Below are 21,392 nucleotides of genomic sequence, written 5' to 3' on the forward strand. Positions count from 1 at the left end.
GCGGCAAACGCTTTGCGCAAGAGTATTGCGCGGCTTTAATCGCTATCCGCGCGATACCCGCACCGCCTCCTCCGGCGTGGTCACCCCCGCGCGCACCAGCGCGCGCGCCGCCGATCCCAGATTCGGTGCGCTTACAAAGGCGTGGCGCGACAATATCGCCTCGTCGCCGCTATCGTTGAGCAGGCGGCGGAGCGCCGGATCGACGTCGATCGCCTCGAAAACGGCAATCTCGCCGGCATGGCCGGTGCCGTCGCATGCACCGCAGCCGCCCGCCGAATAGACGATAGCGCCCGGATCGAAGCCCAACAGCGCCGACACCGATCCATCGGCCTGAACCGGGATCCGGCATTGCGGGCACAGCCGGCGGACCAGCCGCTGCGCCAGCACGAGGTTGAGCGTCGAGGCAAGCGCGAACGGCCCGACTCGCCATTCGCGCATCCGCCGAATCGCGCCGACCGCATCCGCCGCGGCGACGGTCGCGACCACGAGCATCCCGTCCTGCGCGGCTTCGACTGCCAGCGCGGCGGTTTCCCGGTCGGCGATGCCGTCGATGCCGATGCCGTCGCAATCCTGAAGCCGCGCCTGCCGCAACGCATCCGCGGCACGGAGCGCGCCGCCAATGGCGGCCTGCGCCACGCCGTCGATCCGCGGGCCCGGCAGCGGCTCGATCGCGACCAGCGTGCGATTGCCCTCGGCGAGGTGCCGAAGCAGCGCGCGCAGCGTCGTTGTGGTGCCCGATCCGCTGGCGCCCGCGAGCAGCACCAGCCCGCCGCGATTCAGCGCGGGGCGCAGCGCCGCCAGCAACTGCGGGCGCATCCCCAGCTCTTCCAACGCCGCTTGCGTCCGCTCCTGCACCGCAAGCTGGAGCACGATCCGCGCGCCATCGCGCGTGGCGAGCCGTGAGACGCCAATGGTTGCGCCGCCCTCGCAGAAGCGCGCATCGGCACCCGCCCGGGCATCGATCTCGGCGGAGATCGCGCGCAGCCGATCCGCGGTAAGCCGGCCGAGCACCGCCAGACCGCCGCCGATTCGCAGCCGCACCACGGCACCGCGACCGACCGGCTCGACATGGACATGCGACGCCTCGCGCCGCGCCGCTTCGGCAAGCAGCGTTTCCAATGTCAGGTTGCGCAGTTCATCGCCGCCGGGAGCGTCGATCGGCGATACCAAGCCGGCATCGGTCGCGGCGCGCCGTGTCGACTCCGCCGTAACCCCTTCCAAATCCAGGCTCATGCAATCCCCCTTTTCGGATCACGTCGCGGTGCAGCAAGTATGTGACGATTATGCTGCGTTTTTATGACTTTCCCGGAACGACATGCGGCACCTTTCGGCATGGGTCGGGGTGGAATCGCACAGCGCAATTTGGCACAATGTGGGCATGCACGCGTCCGCCACCCAAGCCCCCCTGATCCCCAATCTTGGCTCCGGCCACCCTTCCGAGCCGGTGGTCGACCACATCCTGCGCTGGCCCGGTATCCAGCGTGTGCCGAGCGCGAAAGTCGCAATGTTCATCGCCAAGAATTTCCTGGAGCCCGAGCTTTGCGCGGTGCTTATGGACCGGATCGATACGAAGCGGCGACCGTCGACGCTCGCCGATGCCAATGGCGATTATGCCTTCCGCACCAGCGAAACCTGCGATCTCGATCCGGAAGATGCGATGACGGTGGAACTGAAGCGCCGGATGATCGCCATGACCGGACTCGACCCGACGCATGGCGAGCCGATGCAGGGTCAGCGCTATGATATCGGGCAGGAGTTCAAGGCGCATACCGACTATTTCGAGCCGCAAGGACAGGATTTCGCCAAATATTGCAGCGTGTCGGGCCAGCGCACCTGGACAGTGATGCTGTATCTCAACGACGTCGAGGCAGGCGGCGCGACGCGGTTCAAGGCAATCGACAAGATCGTCCAGCCCGAAGTCGGCAAGGTGCTTGCCTGGAACAACCTCCGCCCCGATGGCTCGCCCAATCCCTCCACCATCCATCACGCGATGAAGGTTCGGGCCGGCACCAAATATGTGATCACCCAGTGGTTCCGCGAACGCCCCTGGGGGTGGTAGAACAGAAAAGGGCGGGCAGTCCGCATCCGGACGCCCGCCCTTTCCCCCTATCTTCAGTCTCAGAACGTCGCGCTTAGCCCGATCGAGAACATGCGGCCCAGGTCATAGGTGTTGACCTCGCGGCGCACGCCGTTGGGGAAGATCTGGTACTCCTGATACTTCTGGGCGGTCAGATTTCGGGCTTCGATCTTCAGTTCGAACTCGGTGCCGACCAGCTTGAAGCCCTGGCGCATCACGATGTCGAAGCGCCAGCCGGGGTTCTCTACGATGTTCGGCTCGGGAATGCCGTCGCCCGAAGGCGGCACCGGGCCACGGTTGGTCACCCGCTCGCTGGCATAGTTCACCAGGAAGGTGAGCTGCGACAGCGCATCGCGATCCTCCAGCCCAAGCTGGAAATTGGCGATATGGTCCGACTGGCCGACCAGCGGGTCGCCGTCGACGAACAGGTTGCTCGCCTTGACATAGGTCGCCACCGCGCCCTGCAGCGGGCTTGGCACCAATTCGTCTGTGACCTGCAGCTCGGACTTGGTGTAGGTGTAGTTCGCCTGGAGCATCAGGCGGCGCCCGCTCCAGAACGGCCCGTCACCGATGCCATCAAGGTTGATATACTTCACCGCATCGATCTCTGCGCCGTACAGCCGTGCGCTGGGTGCGTAGGAGAAGCCGACCTGCGGCGTGGTCGCGCCGCCGGGGAAGAAGGCGACGGTTTCGATCGGCTTGTCGATTTTCTTCATGAAGGCCGCCAGCGTCACGCGCTGCTGGGGGGCGTAGAACCACTCAGCCCGCATTTCGAGGTTGTACAGCTTCGAGTCGTTGAGCAGCGGGTTGCCGAAGAACTGCCGGTTGCTCTCATAATCGGTGTAGAGCTGCGGCGCGAGTTCGCGGAACTGCGGACGCGCGATCGTCTTCGAACCATGGAAGCGTATCTGGAGGTCGGGGACCGCCGACCAGGTGATCGTCGCCGCCGGGAGCCAATAGGCGTTGTTCAGCCGGGTATTAAGCAGCCCGCTGGTGGTGACGGTCTCGCGACCGTCCTCATAGCGGACGCCCAATGTGGCGCGGATCCGGTCGACGGGCTCCATCTCGGTCTGGATATAGCCGGCCTGGACCTTGAGCCCCGCCTGATATTCCGCCGCGCCCGCATTGGCCGTGGTGTTGCGCAACTCGATGCAGTTGCCCGCATCGGTATAGCCGTCGATGAAGCGCGTGCAGCCGTTCAGGATCGTGTCGTCGGACAACAGATAATCGGGACGCAACTGGCCCAGCACCAGCGGCAACGACGACCCGTTGGGGCCGAAATACTGGAACTGGTAGCGGCTGGAGGTGCGATCGGCGTCGCTGTAATAATAGCCCCAGGACACGGTCATCGGGAACGCGATGTTGAGCTTGTAGCTCAGATCCGCCTGCCCCGACCAAAGATCCTCGTTGAGATCGCTGAACGCGATCGTCGCGGGGGTGTTGGTGCTCAGCGTGTTCACATAATCATTCACTGGCGTCGAATAGATCGACTCCAGATACTGATAGCGGAAGTGACGCTCATAGGGCGCCTTGCGCTTGGTGTTGGCATAGCCGCCGCGCACGTCGAGGGTCAGGTCGTCGAAATGGAATTCGCCGGCCAGCTGCGTGTTGATCAGCTGGCGCTCGTACCATGCGGTATTCTGGTCGTAAAAGGGCTGGTTGCCGTTGATGACGTCGAAGTTGTTGCCTTCGCCGCCAACGCCGATGCTTGCCTGCTTGACGGTGTCGTGGATGTACAGGTTGGTCCAGCGGACCTTGTGCTCGCCGAATTCGGCGCCAAGCCCGACCAGGCCGTTGACGATCACGCGGTTGTCGGTGGTGATCATGTGGAAGTCGCGCGACAGGCCGCCGTCATTGTCGATCGAATATTGCTGGATCGCGTCGCGCGTGCGCCACGAATTGTTGAGCCCGCCCGCGGCGATGAGGCCGACCCGGACGTCGCCGACATCGGCGGAACCGCCAAGGCTGGTCTCGAAGCTGAGATTGGGCGGAATATGCGGGTGATCGAAAACCAGCGTCGTCTGGGCATTGGTCAGCCCGGTGATCTCGCTCGACTTCAACGTCGACGTGCGGTTGCGGCCGGCATCCAGAATGAACTTCGGCACCTTGCGCTCGCCGCTGTCATAGCCGAACCAGTCGGCGCGACCGCCGTCATAGGTATAGCCGTGGTTGTCGGTGGTGAACGTGTCCCAGCCGAACGAGGCGCCCATCTGGAAGAAGCGCTCCTTCGGCACGGCGCGGGTCGTGAGGTTGATCACGCCGCCACCGAATTCGCCGGGATAGTTGACCGAATAGCTCTTCTGCACCAGCGCCGATGCGATGACGTTGGTCGGGAAGATGTCGAGCGGCACGACGCGGCGGAGCGGCTCTGGGCTCGGCAACGGCGAACCGTTGAGCAGCGACGACGAATAGCGATCGCCCAGGCCGCGGACGAATACAAAGCCATTGCCGACAACCGACAGGCCGGTCACCCGCTGGAGTGCGCCGGCGATATCGCCTTCGCCGGTGCGGGCGATGTCTTCGGTCGACAGCACGGACACGACCTGGGGCGTGGCGCGCACGACGTTGGGAACGTTGCGCCCGACGACGACGATGTCCTGCGTGTCGTTGAGTTCGGCACCCGGAGTGGAGGTCTCAACCTGCTCCTCGGTGGACTCGGGGGTCTGTTCCTGCGGGGTGGCCGGAACGACCACCGATCCCGCGGGAGGCGTGGACGGTGCGCCCGTCACCTGAGCGAGCGCGGCAGGCGCGACCAGCGTCGAGGTGGCGAGGAGCAGGCTTCCGAAGGCGAGCTGGGTTCTCATATCTGGTTCCGGAGCGAAGAGTTCGGAAAATCAGCGAAAACGGAGCGGCGCACGGCGCGCCGCTCCGTCAGGTTCCGCTTGGCGTCAGTTCGGGACGGCCGTGCAGCTTCCGCTGGTCGTTCCGAAGTTCGCCCGGTTCGAGTTGCAGGTCCAGGTCTGGTACCAGGTGTCGAAGTCGTTCGCGGTGCTGTCCGGCCCGATCGCACCCAGGAAGGTGGTCGTGACAAAGAACGCCGCCAGACCCGAAGCGGGCTGCGGATTGTAGATTGCCGGGTTGACCGCGGTGACGGCCGCCGCACCGGTGCCACGCAGATAGCCGCCCGTCACGGCCTCTGTCGACGTGCCGTTGATCGTGACGTTGTTCGCCGCCGCCTCGACGATCGCCTGCTGCTCGGCAGCGGTCACCTTGATCGTGTTGACCGTGCTCTCGGCATATTTGGTCGCGCCGCACGCGAAGTAGATCGAGTTGAACATCGGCGGGCCGAAGTCCTGAAGCGCACCAAGCGTTTCTGCGGTGCCTGGGGTCGGCAGCGTGGTCGAAGGCGTCGAGTCCGCGGCGCGGATCGTGGTCTTGCCGCTGGCATCGGAGGCGCCGGCGACGATGTTGGTGCAGGCGTTCGGGGTCACGATGATGCCGTTGACCAGGCGATTGTCGGCGCCGCCGCGGATACGCAACGCGGCGTTGGTGGCGCTGGTCGTCTGGATGAAGGTGAAGTTGGCGATCTGGCCCCAGGTGCGGGGCAGCGCGTCTTCGCCACCGTTCGTATCGACTTCGATCATATAGTTGTCGGTCTGAGTGTTATTCGGCTTCTGCACCGCCAGCACGAACTGGATCAGGCCGCGATAGCCGACGTCATAGTCGAGGCTGTCGTCGTCGGCGCCGGTCATCACCAGGTTCTTCATGTTGGTGCGACCGCCAAAGATCTCGATGCCGTCGTCCGAGCTGTTGTGCACTTGGACATGGTCGATCGTCGTACCATAGCCGGTGCCGCCCAGCGTCAGGCCCTGAAGCTCGACGCCTTCCGCCAGCACGGTGCCCGAGTAACGGATCTGGACATAGCGGAAGGTGCCGCTGTTATCCGAAGGCGCGTTGCCGCCGTACAGCGCGGTGCCGGTGCCTTCGACGACGTTTTCGCAGGTGGCCGAGCCGCCCGTCACGCCGGAAAGGTTGCAGTTCGAGATCGGCGCGCGGCCGGCGAGGATCACGCCGCCCCACTGGCCCTGCGAGTCGTCGGTCGCGGTGCCGGCGATGTTCTGCTGCGACGTGAAGATGATCGGCAGCGCCTCGGTGCCCTCGGCGAGGATGCGCGAGCCGCGGTTGACGATCATGAAGTCGTTATCGGCGTTGGTCGTGTTGGCATAGAGCACCACGCCCGGAGCAATCGTCAGGATTGCGCTCTGGCCGCCCGGCGCAGTGCCGGCGCCGCCCAGATCGATGCCGACATCGACGCGACCGTTGATTTCATACGCAACGCCCGGAAGCTTCGCGAGCGTCGTGTTGCCCGTGATCAGCGACGGCAGGCGGCACCCGCGGAAGCTGCCGATCACGCCGACATCGGTATAGCCGGTCGGGCAGGCGGCGGCCGGCGTGCCTGGCGTGGGGGTCGGAGTCGCAGGAGTCGGGGTCGACGTCGAAGTCGGCGCCGGTGCGGGGACCACGATCACGCCTTCGCCCGGCGAGGCGACGCTGAGCGCGCCGTCGCACGCCGACAACGCGGCGCCCGCACAGGTGGTCATAAGAATAAGGCCGAGGCGTTTGAAGCTTGCCATAAAATCTCCGTTCCGGCGGACGCCGGGTTGCGCGGTGGGCGAATGAACGGGATCGACTCGGTTCCCCCTGTCGATCACAGCCGCCGCGCTACGGAGCTTGCGTGACTCGTCCGCGAGTATACGAAGACAGTCAGGCGACGTTTAAATTACAATGGGATGACGATGTTGCGCCTGGGCAACACTGCATAGGGGCGCGTGGGCCAGGCGTGATGGAAAAATGCCGCAGTGCGCGTCAAGGCGCTCGCACGTTGCGCGGTCGGCTAAAGGATATCGGGTACGCACCGCTTCACGCGCGCGTCGTCGCCGCTGTGCTGGGCGAAGGGGTCTTGCCGCGCCCGACCGCCGATGACGCCGCTTAGGTGCGTGCGCGTACTATCCCGCATTCCCTCGGTGACGCCGCATCGCGATAGCCTTGCGGCGTGATGCCTCTCGATTCCTCTCTTCGCGACTTGGCGGCAGCATTGGCGGTCGGCCTGCTGATCGGGCTGGAACGGGGTTGGCGTGCGCGCGGCATCGCCGATGGCGGGCGAGTCAGTGGATTCCGCACCTTCGGTTTTCTCGGGCTCGCCGGGGGCGTCGCGGCGATGCTTCCACTGGTGATCGCGGCGGTAGTGGCGGCGGGCGTCGCGGCCAGCCTGGTGCTCGGCTATGCGGGGTTGCTGCGCCGCGACGGCAGCCTGTCGGTGACGGGCACGGTGGTCGGCGTGCTGACCTTCGGGCTTGGCTTTCTGGCCGGGAGCGGGCGGGTCGCAGAGGCGCTGGCGGTCGCGGCGGTGGTCGTGTTGATCCTCAGTTCGCGCGAGCCGCTGCACGCGATGCTGAAAGGCATGAGCGAAGCCGAAGTCGAATCAGTAGCGCGATTCGCGATCGTGGCGCTGCTGGTCCTCCCGCTGCTCCCCGACGCCAGCTATGGTCCCTATCAGGCGTGGAACCCGCACCGCATCTGGATGGTGGTGGTGATTGTGCTCGCTTTGTCGTTCGCGGGCTATGTCGCCGCGCGCCGTTTCGGGCCGGACCGGGGGGTGCTGGTGCTGGCGCTGACGGGGGCGCTGGTGTCGTCGACGGCGGTCACGGCCAGCTATGCCCGCCAGCTTCGGGCCGGGAGCGGGAGCGAGGCGGGGCTGACCGCGGGGATCGGGCTGGCGTCGCTGGTGATGCTGGTGCGGGTACAGGTCATCACCGCGCTGCTCGCGCCCTTCGCCAGCGTGTCGCTGGCCATTGCGATGGTGCCCGCGCTGGCGACGGCGTTGCTGCTGGCGCTGCTGGCGCTTCGGCGGGGGAATAGCGGCGGTAGCACCGCGCCGGTGGTGCTGGGCAATCCGCTGGATTTCGGCCCGGCGCTACTGCTCGCCGGGCTGGTCGCGATCCTGTCGGTTGTCGCGCGCTGGGCACAGATGGCCTTTGGCGATCAGGGTATCGCTGTGTTGCTTGGTATCACCGGCATGATGGATGTCGATGCCGCGGTGCTGACGCTGGCCGGGTTGCCGGCGGGTACGATCGACGGCACCACGGCCGGGATCGTATTGGCGGTGCCGATCCTCGCGAACACCGCGATCAAGGGCGTGATGGCGCTGACCATTGCGGGGGGACGCAAGGGCGTGCGCGCGTCGGCGCCGCTGTTCGGCGCTGTTCTGGCATCGGCCTGCGGGATCGCGCTGGCGGGATGGTTACGCTGACCTACCCGCCGCCGCGCCGCATATAGGCCTGGTACGCGTCCACCGCGTCGGATTGCCGCAGGATGCGCGATGCCGGGTCCACCACGACGTGCGCGCCGGGCGGCGCGGCAATCACGCCCTTGCCGCCCGTCATGGGCACGGTCTGGACCCTGCCGTCGATCGACACTTCCACCGGGAGCGGAAAGGCTTTGTCGCCCGGCAGCTTCCACGCCAACAGCACCCGGTCGCCTTCGCGCGTCTCCATCAGCCGGGGCAGCGCCGCCGTGCGTAGATAGACGTCGAAGAACCAGCCCAGGTCCCGCCCCGTCACCTGGTTGACGATCGCCACATATTCGGGCGTGTTGGCAAAGCGCGGCTGGAAGTTGCCCGGCTTCGGGTCGCTGCGGCCATAGACCAGCCGCCGCGTCACATCCCAGAAAGCCTCGTCGCCGATCAGGTTGCGCAGCGTGTGCAGGACCCAGGCGCCCTTGACATAGATGTCGCCGCCAGGACCGCCATTGGCGTCCTCATACACTTCCTCCTCGGTCATCACGCGGCCCGAGACGATCGGCGCGTGGTTGAGGATCTGGTTGCGGAACTCGTCCATCATCGCCGCATAGCGGGCCTCGCCCTCGCGCCAGCGACCGTAGAGCGGCTGCATATATTGGGCATAGCCCTCGTGCAGCCAGTAATCGTCCCAATTGCCGGCGGACATCTGGTTGCCGAACCATTCATGCGCCAGTTCGTGCTGGAAAATCTCGTCGAACCCGCTCGGCGTTTTCTTGTAGGCGTTGCCATAGGCGTTGATCGTCTGGTGCTCCATGCCCAGATGCGGGGTCTCGACCACCCCCAGCTTCTCGTCCCACCAGGGATAGGGCCCGATATTCGCCTCGAAGAAATCGAGCGTCGGCGCAAATTCGGCGAACAGCCGCTGTGCCTGCACCTCGCGCCCAGGGAGATACCAATAGCTTAGGGGAAAGGTCGCGCCGAAGCGGTCGGTGTGCCGCGCAAGGGTGATTTCCTTGTACGGCCCGACGTTGAGCGCAATCGAATAGGGATTGGGGCTCCGCGCCTTCCAATGCCAGGTCGTGCGTCCGTCCGGCAGCGTCTCGACGCGCTGGAGCACGCCATTGGACGGCGCGCTCAACCCCTGCGGTACGGTGATGTGCAGATCGACCATCGCGGGCTCGCCCTGTGGAAAGTCGAGGCAGGGCCAGAAAAGGTCGCAGCCATAGCCCTCCGCCGTCGTCGCGACCCACGGCTTGCCGTCGCCGGGGGTCTTTGCCCAGACCAGCCCGTCGTCCCACGGCGCGCGCACCGCGACATGCGGGGTGCCGCCATAGCTGATTCGGACGGTGGCCCGGTCACCCGCCGCCAGCGGGCGCGGCAAAGTGATCGCCAGCCGCCCCTGCGGATTGCTCCACGCCGAGGGCGCCAGCGGCGTGCCGTCCAGAGCAATCGCACTGACCGGCAGGTTCTTGTCGAGATCGATCAACAGGCGAGTCTGCGGCGTGGCGGTGCGCAACGTCAACGTGCCGACGCCGCGCAGGCTTTGCGTCGCGGGGAGCACTTCGATGGCGAGGTCGACATGCTCCAGCGTCAGCGCGGCACGTTCGGCATCCACCGGACCGCCGGAGATTTTGGTCAGCGCGGTGATCGGCGGCTCGCCCGGCCCGATCTGCGCGAACGCCGGGCTTGCCCCCGCGAGCGCGGCGGCGACCAGGATGCGAGCGGGGATACGGATCTGCATCAGGCGGCCAAACCGTCACACGGGGCGCCGCATTCGCCGCCCCGCGATGCAATCAATAGACGGCGATTGATGCCGCTGGCGTCGCCCCCATATATAGTGGAGACAAGGGCCCATTGGGGCCGACCCGGAGTATTCATGAAGCAGTCCTATCCCGTCCTGCCGCTTCGCGACATCGTCGTTTTCCCGCACATGATCGTGCCGCTCTTCGTCGGCCGCGACAAGTCGGTTGCGGCGCTCGAGGCCGCAATGGCCGACGACAAGGAGATTTTCCTCGTCGCGCAGCTCGACCCCGCCGAGGATGATCCCGGCCGCGAGGATCTGTACGACACCGGCGTTTCCGCCGAAGTGCTCCAGCTGCTCAAGCTGCCCGACGGCACGGTGCGCGTGCTCGTCTCGGGCAAGGAGCGCGGCCAGCTCGCCCGCGTCGAAGAAACCGGGCCGTACCTGACCGCCACGGTGACGCCGGTTGCCGAGGACGAGACCGACGGCGCCGAGGTCCAGGCGCTGATGCGCTCGGTCGTCGACCAGTTCGACAATTACGCCAAGCTCAACCGCAAGCTCCCCGCCGAAACCGCAGTCCAGCTCGGCGAGCTGGACGATGCGTCGCGCCTTGCCGACGCGGTTGCCGCCAATATCGCCGTCAAGGTCGCCGACAAACAGTCGCTGCTGGTCGAGACCAACCCGCAGAAGCGGCTCGAAATGGTGTTCGCCTTCATGGAGGGCGAGCTGGGCGTGTTGCAGGTCGAGAAGAAGATCCGCAGCCGCGTGAAGCGCCAGATGGAGAAGACCCAGCGCGAATATTACCTCAACGAACAGCTCAAGGCGATCCAGCGCGAGCTGGGCAATGAAGGCGAAGAGGGTGATGGCGACGAAGTTGCCGAGCTGACCCAGAAGATCGCCACGCTCAAGCTGTCCAAGGAAGCGCGGACCAAGGCCACCGCCGAGCTCAAGAAGCTCAAGACCATGGCGCCGATGAGTGCCGAGGCGACGGTGGTGCGCAATTATCTCGACGTGCTGCTGGGCCTGCCCTGGGGCAAGAAGTCGAAGCTGAAGCGCGACCTGATCGAGGCCGAGGCGGTGCTCAACGGCGATCATTATGCGCTGGAAAAGGTCAAGGACCGGATCATCGAATATCTGGCCGTGCAGGCGCGGATGAACAAGCTGAAGGGCCCGATCCTGTGCCTGGTCGGCCCTCCGGGCGTCGGCAAGACCTCGCTCGGCAAGAGCATCGCCAAGGCGACCGGGCGCGAGTTCATTCGCCAGTCGCTGGGCGGGGTGCGCGACGAGGCCGAGATTCGCGGCCACCGCCGCACCTATATCGGCTCGCTGCCGGGCAAGATCGTGTCGAACCTGAAAAAGGCCGGCACCTCGAACCCGTTGTTCCTGCTCGACGAGATCGACAAGCTCGGCCAGGATTTCCGCGGCGATCCCGCGTCGGCGCTGCTCGAAGTGCTCGACCCCGAACAGAACCACAAGTTCAACGACCATTATCTGGAGATCGACATCGATCTGTCGGACGTGATGTTCGTGTGCACCGCCAACTCGCTGAACCTGCCCCAGCCGCTGCTGGATCGCATGGAGATCATCCGGCTGGAGGGCTATACCGAGGACGAGAAGGTCGAGATCGCCGAGCGCCACCTGATCGCCAAGCAGATCGACGCGCATGGCCTCAAGGACGGCGAGTTCGTCCTGACCAACCCTGGGCTCCGCGCGCTCATCCAGAAATACACGCGCGAAGCGGGCGTCCGCACGCTGGAGCGCGAGATCGCCCGGCTGGCACGCAAGGCGCTGCGCCAGATCCTGGAGGGCAAGACGCAAAGCGTGACGGTCACGCCCGAGAACCTGTCCGAATACGCGGGCGTGCCCAAGTTCCGGCACGAACTGGGCGAGGAGGAGCACCAGATCGGCGCCGTCACCGGGCTGGCCTGGACCGAGGTAGGCGGCGAACTGCTGACGATCGAAAGCGTGACCGTTCCCGGCAAGGGCGGGATCAAGACCACCGGCAAGCTGGGCGACGTGATGAAGGAATCGGTCGAGACGGCGCTGAGTTTCGTCAAGGCGCGCTCGCCCTCCTATGGCATCAAGCCGAGCCTGTTCGCGCGCAAGGACATCCATGTCCACCTGCCCGAAGGCGCAGTGCCCAAGGATGGCCCATCTGCGGGCATCGGGCTGGTGACGTCGATGGTCTCGACGCTGACCGGCGTTCCGGTGCGGCGCGAAGTGGCGATGACCGGCGAAGTCACGCTGCGCGGCCGGGTGCTGCCGATCGGCGGGCTCAAGGAAAAGCTGCTCGCGGCGCTGCGCGGGGGAATCAAGACCGTGCTGATCCCGCAGGAGAATGAGAAGGATCTGGTCGAGATCCCGGCCAACATCCGCGACGGGCTGGAGATCATTCCCGTCAAGCATGTCGACGAAGTGCTGCGGCTGGCCCTGACCGGACCGCTGACTGCGATCGACTGGACCGACGCCGACGAACTGGCGGCGCAGCCCCCGGTGGTGGTGCCCGGAGTCGGCGACGCGGTTCATCATTGACGGCATATTGACCATTTCCCGTAACTGACTTTCGCTCAAATACGGGAATCCGGGGTTTGACAGCGGCGGCGGCGGCGTGCTGACTGGCACATCGGCTTGCCGCCGCGACTCAATTCATCCAAAAGCCGTCATTCAAATAGTCAGGGGGATTCAACCACATGAACAAGCAAGAGCTGATCGGTCAGGTCGCCGACAATTCCGGATTGGGAAAGGGTGACGCGAGCAAGGCCGTGGAGGCCGTTTTCGACGCCATTTCTGCGGCGCTCAAAAAGGGCGACGAGGTCCGGTTGGTCGGGTTCGGCACCTTCTCCGTCGGCAAGCGCAAGGCGTCGACCGGCCGGAACCCGCGGACCGGCGAGGAAATGACGATCAAGGCGTCGAACCAGCCCAAGTTCAAGGCCGGCAAGGGCCTGAAGGATTCGGTGAACTGAAACCCGGGCGAAGCGGGCGGAATGTGCCGGTGCAAAGCGCCGGGGGGCTGGACAGCGCGACGCGCTCCGCTTAAAGGCCCGCTTCCCGTTTCGGTCGAAAGGCCAATGGGCGCGTAGCTCAGTGGTAGAGCACTGTGTTCACACCGCAGGGGTCGCTGGTTCAATCCCAGCCGCGCCCACCACCTTAAAGCCGGGTTCTCCGGTCATTTGCTCCTCCTTAGCAATGACGGATGACCCGGCTCAGGTCCTAGCTACCGCGCAATGCGCCGGTATCAGCAAATCCATACCTCCCCGGATGCCACCGACGGCAAATGTTGCCCGGTACGCAGCGTTCACCCGGCGCTGCAATGCGAGCAAGTTCCAGATCGTGCAGCGTGACACGGCGCGCACGACGAGTCGCCTGGGGCCCTCAGCGGCGCGGGGACTTCGGCGATCACGCGTTCCACGGATCGTCTCAGCCGCCGGTGGGGCGCCCCAGCCGCATCAGCCAGGCGACGAAGACCGCGAACGCGGCCTGCCATGGCAGATGGACACATTCATACCAGAAGATGAAGCGCGAGGGCCGCAACGGCAGTTCCAGCGCATGCGACAATGCCAGTCCCTCGGCCATCCCGAACGCTCCCAGCGTCGTCAACACGCCGATCCCGGCCAGAGCGATCGCTCGAGTCGACCGAGTGAGGGCTGCGATCCGAATCGCGAACAGCCCGGCAAAGGCGAGCACCGAACCCGCACTCCCACCGATCGCCCCGGTGATCAGGCCGTTGACATAGGCGTCGGCGCCGGGCTCCAGCGGGAAATTGACCACGCCGTTGCGCCACGCCAACTCGTTCGCGACGATGTGCGCCGCGGTCAGGAGCAATGTGAAATAGACCAATCTCCTCCCCCACCCACGCTGCCGCGCGCTTGCGATGAGATAGGGCATGCCGAAAACCGGCGTCAGGTACAGGCTGGGGCCGATCACCGGCGCCAGCGCGTCCATCGGATCGGGATAGAGCGCCAACACGATCGCCAGCGCTATCGCATAGACGAGGCTGCCGATCAGCAGCCAGACCAGCGCATGCCGAAACCGCAGGCGGCTTCTCCGCGACGCCGCGCCACCCGGCAGGCCGGGCGCGATCATCGGCGAATCAGCGGGCGGGCGCCCGGCTGGTCAAATGGCCAGCCCACGCACCCGCCGCCGAATCAGGCCGCGCCGCCCGCCTTTTCCTTCTTGGTATAGACGCGAACCGGGTCCTTGCGACCGTCCACCACGTCCTTGTCGACCATCACTTCGTCGACGCCATCCATGCTGGGCAAATCGAACATCGTGTCGAGCAATATGCCCTCCAGGATCGAGCGAAGCCCGCGCGCGCCGGTCTTGCGCTCGATCGCCCGCTTCGAGATCGCCACCAGCGCGTCGTCGTTGAAGCCCAGCTTGACCTGCTCCATGTCGAACAGCTTCTGATACTGCTTCACCAGCGCGTTCTTCGGCTCGGTGAGGATCTTCATCAGCGCCTCGACGTCGAGGTCCTCAAGCGTCGCGATCACCGGCAGGCGACCGACGAACTCGGGGATCAGGCCGAACTTCAGCAGATCCTCGGGCTCGACCTGCTTCAGCGTCTCGCCGGTGCGGCGCTCCTCGGGAGCCGCCACATAGGCGCCGAAGCCGATCGACTTGCCCTGAAGGCGGTCGCCGATGATCTTCTCAAGCCCGCTGAACGCACCGCCGCAGATGAACAGGATGTTCGTCGTGTCGACCTGGAGGAACTCCTGCTGCGGGTGTTTCCGGCCACCCTGCGGCGGGACGCTCGCGGTGGTGCCTTCCATCAGCTTGAGCAGCGCCTGCTGCACGCCCTCACCCGACACGTCGCGGGTAATCGACGGGTTCTCGGCCTTGCGCGAAATCTTGTCGATTTCGTCGATGTACACGATCCCGCGCTGCGCCCGCTCGACATTATAGTCGGAGGCCTGGAGCAGCTTGAGGATGATGTTCTCGACATCCTCGCCGACATAGCCCGCCTCGGTCAGCGTGGTCGCATCGGCCATCGTGAACGGCACGTCGAGGATGCGCGCCAGCGTCTGCGCGAGCAGCGTCTTGCCGCAGCCGGTGGGCCCGACGAGCAGGATGTTCGACTTGCTCAGCTCGACATCGGCACCCTTGGCGCCGTGGTTGAGCCGCTTGTAATGATTGTGCACCGCCACCGACAGCACGCGCTTGGCGCGCTTCTGGCCGATCACATAATCGTCGAGCACGTCGCAGATTTCCTGCGGCGTGGGCACGCCGCCGTCCTTCTTGGACACGAGCGCCGACTTGGTCTCCTCGCGGATGATGTCGTTGCAGAGCTCGACGCATTCGTCACAGATGAACACGGTCGGCCCAGCGATGAGCTTGCGAACCTCGTGCTGCGATTTGCCGCAGAACGAGCAGTATAGCGTGCTCTTGGAGTCGCCGCCGCTGAGCTTTGTCATTTAATCCATCCTTTACGCGCCGGACGCGTATCGCCACCCGCCATCCTACACGCGAGCGTCATTCCGGCAATCCAAAATCGGACCACGTGCCCGCGGTTCCGTATCGTCCGGGGATACAGGCCCCGGACGCAAGTTACTATCCTCAGGCGCCCGATGCGTCGTCCGCCGGGTTCGGCCGCTTGTCATAGACTTCATCGACGATGCCGAATGCCTTGGCTTCGTCTGCCTCGAAGAACGAGTCGCGGTCCATGGTGGTTTCGATTCGCTCGATCGGCTGGCCGGTATATTTCGCATAGAGCGCGTTCATCCGAGCGCGGATGCGCAGGATTTCCTTCGCCTGGATCTCGATGTCGGAAGCCATGCCCTGCGCCCCGCCCGAAGGCTGGTGCAGCATGATGCGCGCATTGCTCAGCGCGACGCGAAGCCCCGGCTCGCCGGATGCCAGCAGGAAGCTGCCCATCGACGCCGCCTGGCCGATGCACACCGTGCCGACGCGCGGACGGATATACTGCATCGTGTCGTGGATCGCCATGCCGGCAGTCACCACGCCGCCGGGCGAGTTGATGTACATCCAGATGTCCTTCTTCGGATTCTCCGATTCGAGGAAGAGCAGCTGGGCGGTGATGAGCGAGGCCATATGATCCTCGACACCACCGGTGACGAACACGATCCGCTCGCGCAGCAGGCGCGAATAGATGTCGAAGCTGCGCTCGCCGCGGCTCGACTGTTCGATGACGATGGGAACGAGGCCCCCAGTTACAGGGTCGATGGTCATCTGACCGGAAAGCGGATGCATGTCGGGAAATCTCATATTGTTGTTCTGCCCAGGCCCAACATCGGCGCTCGGACAGGATGGTGCAAGGGGGGAGTGCGTCGGAGGTGCACGCCGGGCGATCAGGACGGGCGGAACGGCCCCGGCTGGGCGAGATAGGCAAGCCGCCGCATCTCGCGCCGGCCCCGCACCACGGTATCGAGAATCAACCCGGTAAACAGGTTGAGAAAGGCGAGAATCATCAGCCCGGTCACCAGGATCGCGGTGGGAAAGCGCGGCACCAGCCCGGTGTGCGCATAGGTGACCACCAACGGTATCGCCAGCACGATCGCCAGCGTCGCGAACAGCGATGCGATCCAGCCGAAAAACAGCATCGGCCGCTCGATCCGGTACAGCGTCACGATCGTCCGCAGGATACGCAGTCCGTCGCGATAGGTGTTGAGCTTCGAATGCGATCCCTCGATGCGCGCGAAATAGGGTGTCTCCACCTCGCCCACGGGCATTTTCAGTTCGAGCGCGTGGACGCTGATTTCGGTCTCGATCTCGAAACCCGCCGACAGCACCGGGAAGCTCTTCACGAAGCGCCGCGAAAAGGCGCGATAGCCCGAAAAGATGTCGGTGAAGCTGCGCCCGAACAGCCCGGCGAGGAACCCGGTCATCGCGCGGTTGCCCAGCACGTGCCCGCGCCGATAGGCCTCCGCCGCTTCATGGACGCGCGTGCCCACGATCATGTCCAGCCCCTCCTCCACCAGCCGCGTGACCATCGCCGGCGCGGCATTGGGATCATAGGTGGCGTCGCCATCGGCCATCACATAGATATCGGCGTCGATGTCGGCGAACATCCGGCGGACGACATTGCCCTTGCCCTGCATCCGCTCGCTGCGCACCACCGCGCCCGCCGCACGCGCGACGTCGATCGTGCGGTCCTGGCTGTTATTGTCATAGACATAGATGGTCGCCCCCGGCAGCGCCGCGCGGAACCCCGCAATCGTCTGCGCAATCGCGGCTTCTTCGTTGTAGCAGGGGAGGAGCACGGCGATCGAAAGGGTCATCGGGTCGCCATAGGGCGGAAACCTTCGCGATTCGACAATTTTGTCTTTGCGCAATCGCAGGCGGCATGGTGACCTGTCGAGGAGGCGAACGGCGGGGGGGGCGACGATGGAGCGAAGGGACTTGGGCACGCTGACACTGGTGGTCGGCGTGATGGTGGCGATCGACGCGCTGGCGACACCGGCCATATTAATTTGGGCGCTGGCGTTTCCCGACGGGTACACGCTCAGTATGGCGCCCATCGCAGGCCCTGTGGACGCCGCCGCCGCCCTCTTCAGGCTTGCGACGATTATGGTCTTCTGCTGGTGGATCGTGCGCGCCGGCAGGAATCTGGTCGCTGCGGGCTATGACGACCTGGAGTTCAGCCCTGCATCGCGTATCTGGTGGTTTGCCGTCCCCATCGCCAATTTCTTCAAGCCATTCCAGGCAATGCGCGAGCTGTGGAACGCCAGCCATGGCAAAAGCGACTATGCCGAGGGCAGCGGACTCGTGGCGACGTGGTGGGCGCTTTGGCTGATAAGTCGTATCGTCGCGATCATGGCTGGCCGCGTTGCTACCGTGCAGGACTCAGGCACAACCCCCTTTTGGGTCGAGTCCGCGTTCGACCTGCCGCTCGCTGCGGTCGCAATCGCCCTGATCCGGGGCATTGCCAGTGCCCAGAAGCAGCTGTCAGAGCCGCATCTTGAGGAAGTATTCGCCTGAACGGCGAAACGCCCGCCGCAACTGCCCAAAAGCAGGATCGCGGCGGGCACGGTGAGGCTTACGCCTCGGTTTCGGTCTTCTTCTTCGCCGGCTTCTTGGCGGGCTTGGCTTCCTCGCCTTCGGCTGCTGGCTCAGCGGCTTCGGCGGGCTTTGCCTTCTTGGTTGCCGCCTTCTTCACCGGCTCCTCGGCGACGAGTTCGTCGGCGGGCGCTTCGACGGGCGTATCGCTCTTCGACGGCGCCTTCTTGGTCGCGGCCTTCTTCACCGGCTCCTCGGCAACCAGCGGCTCGTCGAGGACTTCCGCGAGCGTCGACCCGCCCTCTCCCGACGTGTCGGCATCGGCTTCGGCGGGCTCAGCCTTCTTGGCCTTCTTCGCCTTGGGCTTGGGATCGTCATGGTCGTGGGTGTGCGTGCCCGACACGAAGCCGTCGTCGCTTTCGATCGCGGCTTCCAGCTCTTCGCGAGTCACTTCGCGCTCGCTGATCTCCGCCTTGTCGAACAGGTAATCGACGACCTTGTCCTCGAACAGCGGCGCGCGGAGCTGGGCGGCCGCCATCGGGTCCTGCTGGACATATTGGATGAAGCGCTGACGATCCTCGGGGCCGTATTGCTGCGCGGCCTGCGCGATCAGGCGGTTCATTTCCTGCGAGGAAACCTCGACGCCGTTCGCCGTGCCGATTTCGGACAGGAGCAGGCCGAGGCGCACGCGGCGCTCGGCGATCGCGCGATAATCGTCGCGCTCGGCTTCCAGCTCGGCGAGCGCCGCCGCCGGGTCGGCCTCATGCTCGGTCTCATGGACGAGCTGGTGCCAGATCTGGTCGAACTCGGCCTCGACCATCGACGGCGGGACCGGGAAGTCATGGCCCGCCGCAAGCTGATCGAGCAGCTTACGCTTCATATAGGTGCGGGTCAGGCCATTGAGCTGCTGCTCGATCTGCCCCTTGAGCAGCCCGGTGAGCTGCTCGAGGCTCTGGAGCCCCAGCGCCTTGGCGAAATCATCGTCGATCTTGGTCTCGCCCGCGGTCTTCACCGCGGTGATCGTCAGCGCGAACTGGGCAGGCTTGCCCGCCAGGTTCTTGGCGCCGTAATCCTCGGGGAAGGTGACGTCGATCGTCTTCTCGTCGCCGACCTTCACGCCGACGAGCTGGTCCTCGAAACCGGGGATCAGCTGGCCCGAGCCGAGCTCGACCGCCATGTCGGTGCCGGTGCCGCCGTCGAACGCAACGCCGTCGACCGATCCTGCAAAGTCCATCGTGACCTGGTCGCCCTGCGCGGCTTCGTGGCCCTCGGCGGCGTCTTCCCAGCTCTTCTGCCCGCTCGCGAGCTGGCTGAGCTGCGCTTCGACTGCCGCGTCATCGGCGGGAACGGTCAGCCGCTCGAGCTTCAGCCCCTCGATCGAGGGCGTCGGGACGTCGGGGAGCACTTCCAGCTCGACCTTGACCTCGGCATCGACGCCGGGGGCATAATCGCCCTCCAGGCGGACCGAGGGCTGCATCGCAGGACGCAGCTTCTGCTCGGCGATCAGTTTCTGGACGCCTTCCTGGATCGAGGTGTTGAGCGCCTCGGCGGCGATCGCCTCGCCATGCATCTTGCGGACAAGGTTGGTCGGCACCTTGCCGGGACGGAAACCGGGCATCCGAATCTGCGGCGCGACTCGCTTCACTTCGGCATCGACCCGCGAGTCGATATCCTTTGCGGTGATCTTGAGCGTGTAGGCGCGCTTCAGGCCCTCGTTCAACGTCTCGACAGTCTGCATTTCTCTAGGGCTTCCAACTGTGAAAAGGAGTATTCGGCACGCGGCGCTGAGCGGCGGTGCTGGTGCGGGCGAAGGGACTCGAACCCCCACACCTTTCGATACCAGAACCTAAATCTGGCGCGTCTACCAGTTCCGCCACGCCCGCTGGGGCACCGCCGGTCGGCGGGCTCTATACCAGTCATGCGACGCGGAGCAAGCACCAAGCAACCGAACGCCTTCGGCCTGCGTTGACCCGGGCAGAAGGAGAGCGTCCCATGCCCGTAGAACCGCCGATCCCCGCCGAGCCGACCACGCCCCCTGACGAAGCCCCCGGCTCCCCCCAGCCCGGCCAGCCCACCGCGCCGCCGCCCGAGATCAATCCGCCGACCCCGGACATCGACATCCCCGCGCCGCAGCCGATGGGCGATCCGCCCGCATCCCCCGGGCAACCCATGGCCTGACTCGGCCCGCTTCTTTCAGGAGAGCAGCATGACCGACACAGATCGCGACCCGCGCCCCGACATCCAGCAGGCCGTCGAATCGCGCAAGGACGAAGCCGAGGTCGCCGGTGGCGGGGCCGACACCTCTCCGCTCGAACCCAGCGGCGTATCGGACGGCGTCGGCGGCACCGCGGGTGACGTAAAGAACCAGGATCGCGACCAACAATAATCGAGAGCCCATCATGGCCCAGTATTTCCTGCACGTGCACAATGGCACCGGCTTCACCCGCGACGAGGAGGGCCAAGACTTCGCCGATCTCACCGCGGCGCGGATTGGCGCCATCGATGGAATACGCTCGATCCTGAGCGAGGAAGTACGATCGGGCGCACTCGATCTGGCCGGTCAAGTCGAAGTAACCGACGCGGCCGGCCACATCGCGCTCACGCTCCCTTTCGAGGAGGCGGTGGAAATTCACCGTCGTTCAACGACCATTGAGGAGTCTTTGTGATTCGCAAGCCGCTGATGAAGCTCCGCGCCCGTGACGATATTACCGACGCGGAGGCGGAGGCGATCAGCGATGCTATTGGCGAGATCGTCGAGTATGCGTCCGACGTCACCTTCATCGCGCCGAAGCAGGAATTGACCCATTCGACGCTCCTCCTCGAAGGGCTCATGTGCCGCTACAAGGACTTGAGCGACGGGCAGCGGCAGATCACCGAGATCCATGTGCCCGGCGACTTTGCCGACCTGCACAGCTTCACGCTCAAGCATCTCGACCACAGCATGATGACGTTGACACCCTGCACGATCGCAAAGGTGCCCCACACGGAACTGACCCGTATTACCGAGGCGTATCCGCATCTGGCGCGGGTGCTGTGGTTCTCGACCAACCTCGACGCCTGCATCCACCGCGAATGGGAAGTGTCGCTGGGCCGCCGAAGTGCGCTGGAGCGCACCGCGCATCTGTTCTGCGAGCTTCAGCAGCGGCTGGCGATCGTCGAGATGGCAAGCGAGTCCGACTATGCGTTCCCGCTGACTCAGACCGAACTGGCCGAATGCCTCGGGCTCACGTCGGTTCACGTGAACCGGGTCCTCAAGGAGCTACGCGAACGCGGCCTTGTCGAGTTCCGGGGCGGGCGGGTTACGATCCACGATCTGCGGGAGTTGCGCCGGGTCGCGGAGTTCGACCCGGCGTATTTGTACCTGGAGAAGCGGGCGCGGTGAT

The 21,392-nt window shown here is 65.3% G+C and carries 18 protein-coding genes and 2 tRNA genes; 10 read left to right on the forward strand and 10 right to left on the reverse strand.

From position 1 onward, the window contains the following. Positions 1–42 precede the first annotated feature (42 nt). On the reverse strand, positions 43–1,233 hold the full coding sequence (locus TS85_RS11685) for a GspE/PulE family protein (protein ID WP_052507871.1): 1,191 nt from the start codon (positions 1,231–1,233) through the stop codon (positions 43–45). A 145-nt stretch (positions 1,234–1,378) separates the two neighbouring features. Between TS85_RS11685 and TS85_RS11690 the strand changes: the two genes are divergently transcribed. Continuing rightward, positions 1,379–2,059: a prolyl hydroxylase family protein gene (locus TS85_RS11690; RefSeq protein ID WP_044336196.1), complete on the forward strand. Its 681-nt coding sequence runs from the start codon at positions 1,379–1,381 to the stop codon at positions 2,057–2,059. Between the two features lie 59 nt (positions 2,060–2,118). Here TS85_RS11690 and TS85_RS11695 read toward each other — a convergent pair whose 3' ends face one another. Continuing rightward, positions 2,119–4,881, reverse strand: a complete 2,763-nt coding sequence (locus tag TS85_RS11695) for a TonB-dependent receptor domain-containing protein (RefSeq protein ID WP_044332318.1) — start codon at positions 4,879–4,881, stop codon at positions 2,119–2,121. An 84-nt stretch (positions 4,882–4,965) separates the two neighbouring features. After that, entirely contained in the window at positions 4,966–6,651 is a 1,686-nt protein-coding gene (locus TS85_RS11700; RefSeq protein ID WP_044332320.1) for a hypothetical protein, read from the reverse strand. A gap of 449 nt (positions 6,652–7,100) precedes the next feature. Here TS85_RS11700 and TS85_RS11705 point away from each other — a divergent pair, with 449 nt between their 5' ends. After that, positions 7,101–8,327, forward strand: coding sequence for an MgtC/SapB family protein (locus TS85_RS11705; protein ID WP_227698459.1), 1,227 nt, complete (start codon positions 7,101–7,103; stop codon positions 8,325–8,327). A gap of 1 nt (position 8,328) precedes the next feature. On the opposite strand, the gene TS85_RS11710 is transcribed toward TS85_RS11705, so the two are convergent. Further along, positions 8,329–10,056 (reverse strand): M1 family metallopeptidase, encoded by a 1,728-nt coding sequence (locus TS85_RS11710; RefSeq protein WP_044332323.1) that lies wholly within the window; start codon positions 10,054–10,056, stop codon positions 8,329–8,331. Between the two features lie 135 nt (positions 10,057–10,191). Between TS85_RS11710 and lon the strand changes: the two genes are divergently transcribed. The 3 genes from lon to TS85_RS11725 all read left to right on the forward strand — a co-directional run bounded on the left by lon (position 10,192) and on the right by TS85_RS11725 (position 13,201). Beyond that, positions 10,192–12,588 (forward strand): endopeptidase La, encoded by a 2,397-nt coding sequence (lon, locus tag TS85_RS11715; protein ID WP_044332326.1) that lies wholly within the window; start codon positions 10,192–10,194, stop codon positions 12,586–12,588. A 158-nt stretch (positions 12,589–12,746) separates the two neighbouring features. Then, on the forward strand, positions 12,747–13,019 hold the full coding sequence (locus TS85_RS11720) for an HU family DNA-binding protein (RefSeq protein WP_044332328.1): 273 nt from the start codon (positions 12,747–12,749) through the stop codon (positions 13,017–13,019). 107 nt (positions 13,020–13,126) lie between these two features. Next, positions 13,127–13,201, forward strand: a tRNA-Val gene (locus tag TS85_RS11725). A gap of 272 nt (positions 13,202–13,473) precedes the next feature. On the opposite strand, the gene TS85_RS11730 is transcribed toward TS85_RS11725, so the two are convergent. From TS85_RS11730 to TS85_RS11745, 4 genes are all read right to left on the reverse strand, one after another. Further along, positions 13,474–14,139: a hypothetical protein gene (locus TS85_RS11730; protein ID WP_044332330.1), complete on the reverse strand. Its 666-nt coding sequence runs from the start codon at positions 14,137–14,139 to the stop codon at positions 13,474–13,476. Between the two features lie 62 nt (positions 14,140–14,201). Continuing rightward, the gene (gene clpX / locus TS85_RS11735; protein WP_044332332.1) at positions 14,202–15,467 is read right to left on the reverse strand and encodes an ATP-dependent Clp protease ATP-binding subunit ClpX; all 1,266 of its coding nucleotides are present in this window, start codon (positions 15,465–15,467) and stop codon (positions 14,202–14,204) included. A gap of 142 nt (positions 15,468–15,609) precedes the next feature. Beyond that, positions 15,610–16,242: an ATP-dependent Clp protease proteolytic subunit gene (locus tag TS85_RS11740; RefSeq protein WP_173426226.1), complete on the reverse strand. Its 633-nt coding sequence runs from the start codon at positions 16,240–16,242 to the stop codon at positions 15,610–15,612. A 119-nt stretch (positions 16,243–16,361) separates the two neighbouring features. After that, positions 16,362–17,291 carry a glycosyltransferase gene (locus TS85_RS11745; protein ID WP_044336197.1) on the reverse strand — a complete coding sequence of 310 codons (930 nt, stop codon included), beginning with the start codon at positions 17,289–17,291 and terminating at the stop codon, positions 16,362–16,364. Between the two features lie 121 nt (positions 17,292–17,412). Here TS85_RS11745 and TS85_RS11750 point away from each other — a divergent pair, with 121 nt between their 5' ends. Then, positions 17,413–17,991 carry a DUF4328 domain-containing protein gene (locus TS85_RS11750; protein WP_162184717.1) on the forward strand — a complete coding sequence of 193 codons (579 nt, stop codon included), beginning with the start codon at positions 17,413–17,415 and terminating at the stop codon, positions 17,989–17,991. Between the two features lie 58 nt (positions 17,992–18,049). On the opposite strand, the gene tig is transcribed toward TS85_RS11750, so the two are convergent. Continuing rightward, positions 18,050–19,747 (reverse strand): trigger factor, encoded by a 1,698-nt coding sequence (gene tig, locus TS85_RS11755; RefSeq protein WP_044332337.1) that lies wholly within the window; start codon positions 19,745–19,747, stop codon positions 18,050–18,052. A gap of 60 nt (positions 19,748–19,807) precedes the next feature. After that, a tRNA-Leu gene (locus TS85_RS11760) sits at positions 19,808–19,892 on the reverse strand. A 109-nt stretch (positions 19,893–20,001) separates the two neighbouring features. Between TS85_RS11760 and TS85_RS24690 the strand changes: the two genes are divergently transcribed. The 4 genes from TS85_RS24690 to TS85_RS11775 are packed head-to-tail and all read left to right on the forward strand — an operon-like array spanning position 20,002 to position 21,391. After that, on the forward strand, positions 20,002–20,187 hold the full coding sequence (locus tag TS85_RS24690; protein ID WP_077228578.1) for a hypothetical protein: 186 nt from the start codon (positions 20,002–20,004) through the stop codon (positions 20,185–20,187). 28 nt (positions 20,188–20,215) lie between these two features. Beyond that, entirely contained in the window at positions 20,216–20,395 is a 180-nt protein-coding gene (locus TS85_RS11765; protein WP_044332339.1) for a hypothetical protein, read from the forward strand. Positions 20,396–20,408: 13 nt separating this feature from the next. Beyond that, positions 20,409–20,675, forward strand: a complete 267-nt coding sequence (locus TS85_RS11770) for a DUF6894 family protein (RefSeq protein WP_044332342.1) — start codon at positions 20,409–20,411, stop codon at positions 20,673–20,675. Beyond that, positions 20,672–21,391 (forward strand): Crp/Fnr family transcriptional regulator, encoded by a 720-nt coding sequence (locus TS85_RS11775; protein ID WP_044332345.1) that lies wholly within the window; start codon positions 20,672–20,674, stop codon positions 21,389–21,391. Before TS85_RS11770 ends, TS85_RS11775 begins: the two co-directional genes overlap by 4 nt. The last annotated feature ends 1 nt before the right edge of the window (position 21,392 follow it).

It is taken from the genome of Sphingomonas hengshuiensis (assembly GCF_000935025.1).
In the GTDB taxonomy this organism is placed as follows: Bacteria; Pseudomonadota; Alphaproteobacteria; order Sphingomonadales; family Sphingomonadaceae; genus Sphingomonas; species Sphingomonas hengshuiensis.

Excerpts from the sequence above, each read along its gene's own strand:
- TS85_RS11770 (WP_044332342.1), top strand. The coding sequence starts at position 20,409 with ATGGCCCAGTATTTCCTGCACGTGCACAATGGCACCGGCTTCACCCGC.
- TS85_RS11730 (WP_044332330.1), bottom strand. The coding sequence starts at position 14,139 with ATGATCGCGCCCGGCCTGCCGGGTGGCGCGGCGTCGCGGAGAAGCCGC.
- TS85_RS11710 (WP_044332323.1), bottom strand. The coding sequence starts at position 10,056 with ATGCAGATCCGTATCCCCGCTCGCATCCTGGTCGCCGCCGCGCTCGCG.
- TS85_RS11690 (WP_044336196.1), top strand. The coding sequence starts at position 1,379 with ATGCACGCGTCCGCCACCCAAGCCCCCCTGATCCCCAATCTTGGCTCC.
- TS85_RS11685 (WP_052507871.1), bottom strand. The coding sequence starts at position 1,233 with ATGAGCCTGGATTTGGAAGGGGTTACGGCGGAGTCGACACGGCGCGCC.
- lon (WP_044332326.1), top strand. The coding sequence starts at position 10,192 with ATGAAGCAGTCCTATCCCGTCCTGCCGCTTCGCGACATCGTCGTTTTC.
- TS85_RS11720 (WP_044332328.1), top strand. The coding sequence starts at position 12,747 with ATGAACAAGCAAGAGCTGATCGGTCAGGTCGCCGACAATTCCGGATTG.
- tig (WP_044332337.1), bottom strand. The coding sequence starts at position 19,747 with ATGCAGACTGTCGAGACGTTGAACGAGGGCCTGAAGCGCGCCTACACG.
- TS85_RS11745 (WP_044336197.1), bottom strand. The coding sequence starts at position 17,291 with ATGACCCTTTCGATCGCCGTGCTCCTCCCCTGCTACAACGAAGAAGCC.
- TS85_RS24690 (WP_077228578.1), top strand. The coding sequence starts at position 20,002 with ATGCCCGTAGAACCGCCGATCCCCGCCGAGCCGACCACGCCCCCTGAC.
- TS85_RS11695 (WP_044332318.1), bottom strand. The coding sequence starts at position 4,881 with ATGAGAACCCAGCTCGCCTTCGGAAGCCTGCTCCTCGCCACCTCGACG.
- TS85_RS11700 (WP_044332320.1), bottom strand. The coding sequence starts at position 6,651 with ATGGCAAGCTTCAAACGCCTCGGCCTTATTCTTATGACCACCTGTGCG.
- TS85_RS11740 (WP_173426226.1), bottom strand. The coding sequence starts at position 16,242 with ATGACCATCGACCCTGTAACTGGGGGCCTCGTTCCCATCGTCATCGAA.
- clpX (WP_044332332.1), bottom strand. The coding sequence starts at position 15,467 with ATGACAAAGCTCAGCGGCGGCGACTCCAAGAGCACGCTATACTGCTCG.
- TS85_RS11765 (WP_044332339.1), top strand. The coding sequence starts at position 20,216 with ATGACCGACACAGATCGCGACCCGCGCCCCGACATCCAGCAGGCCGTC.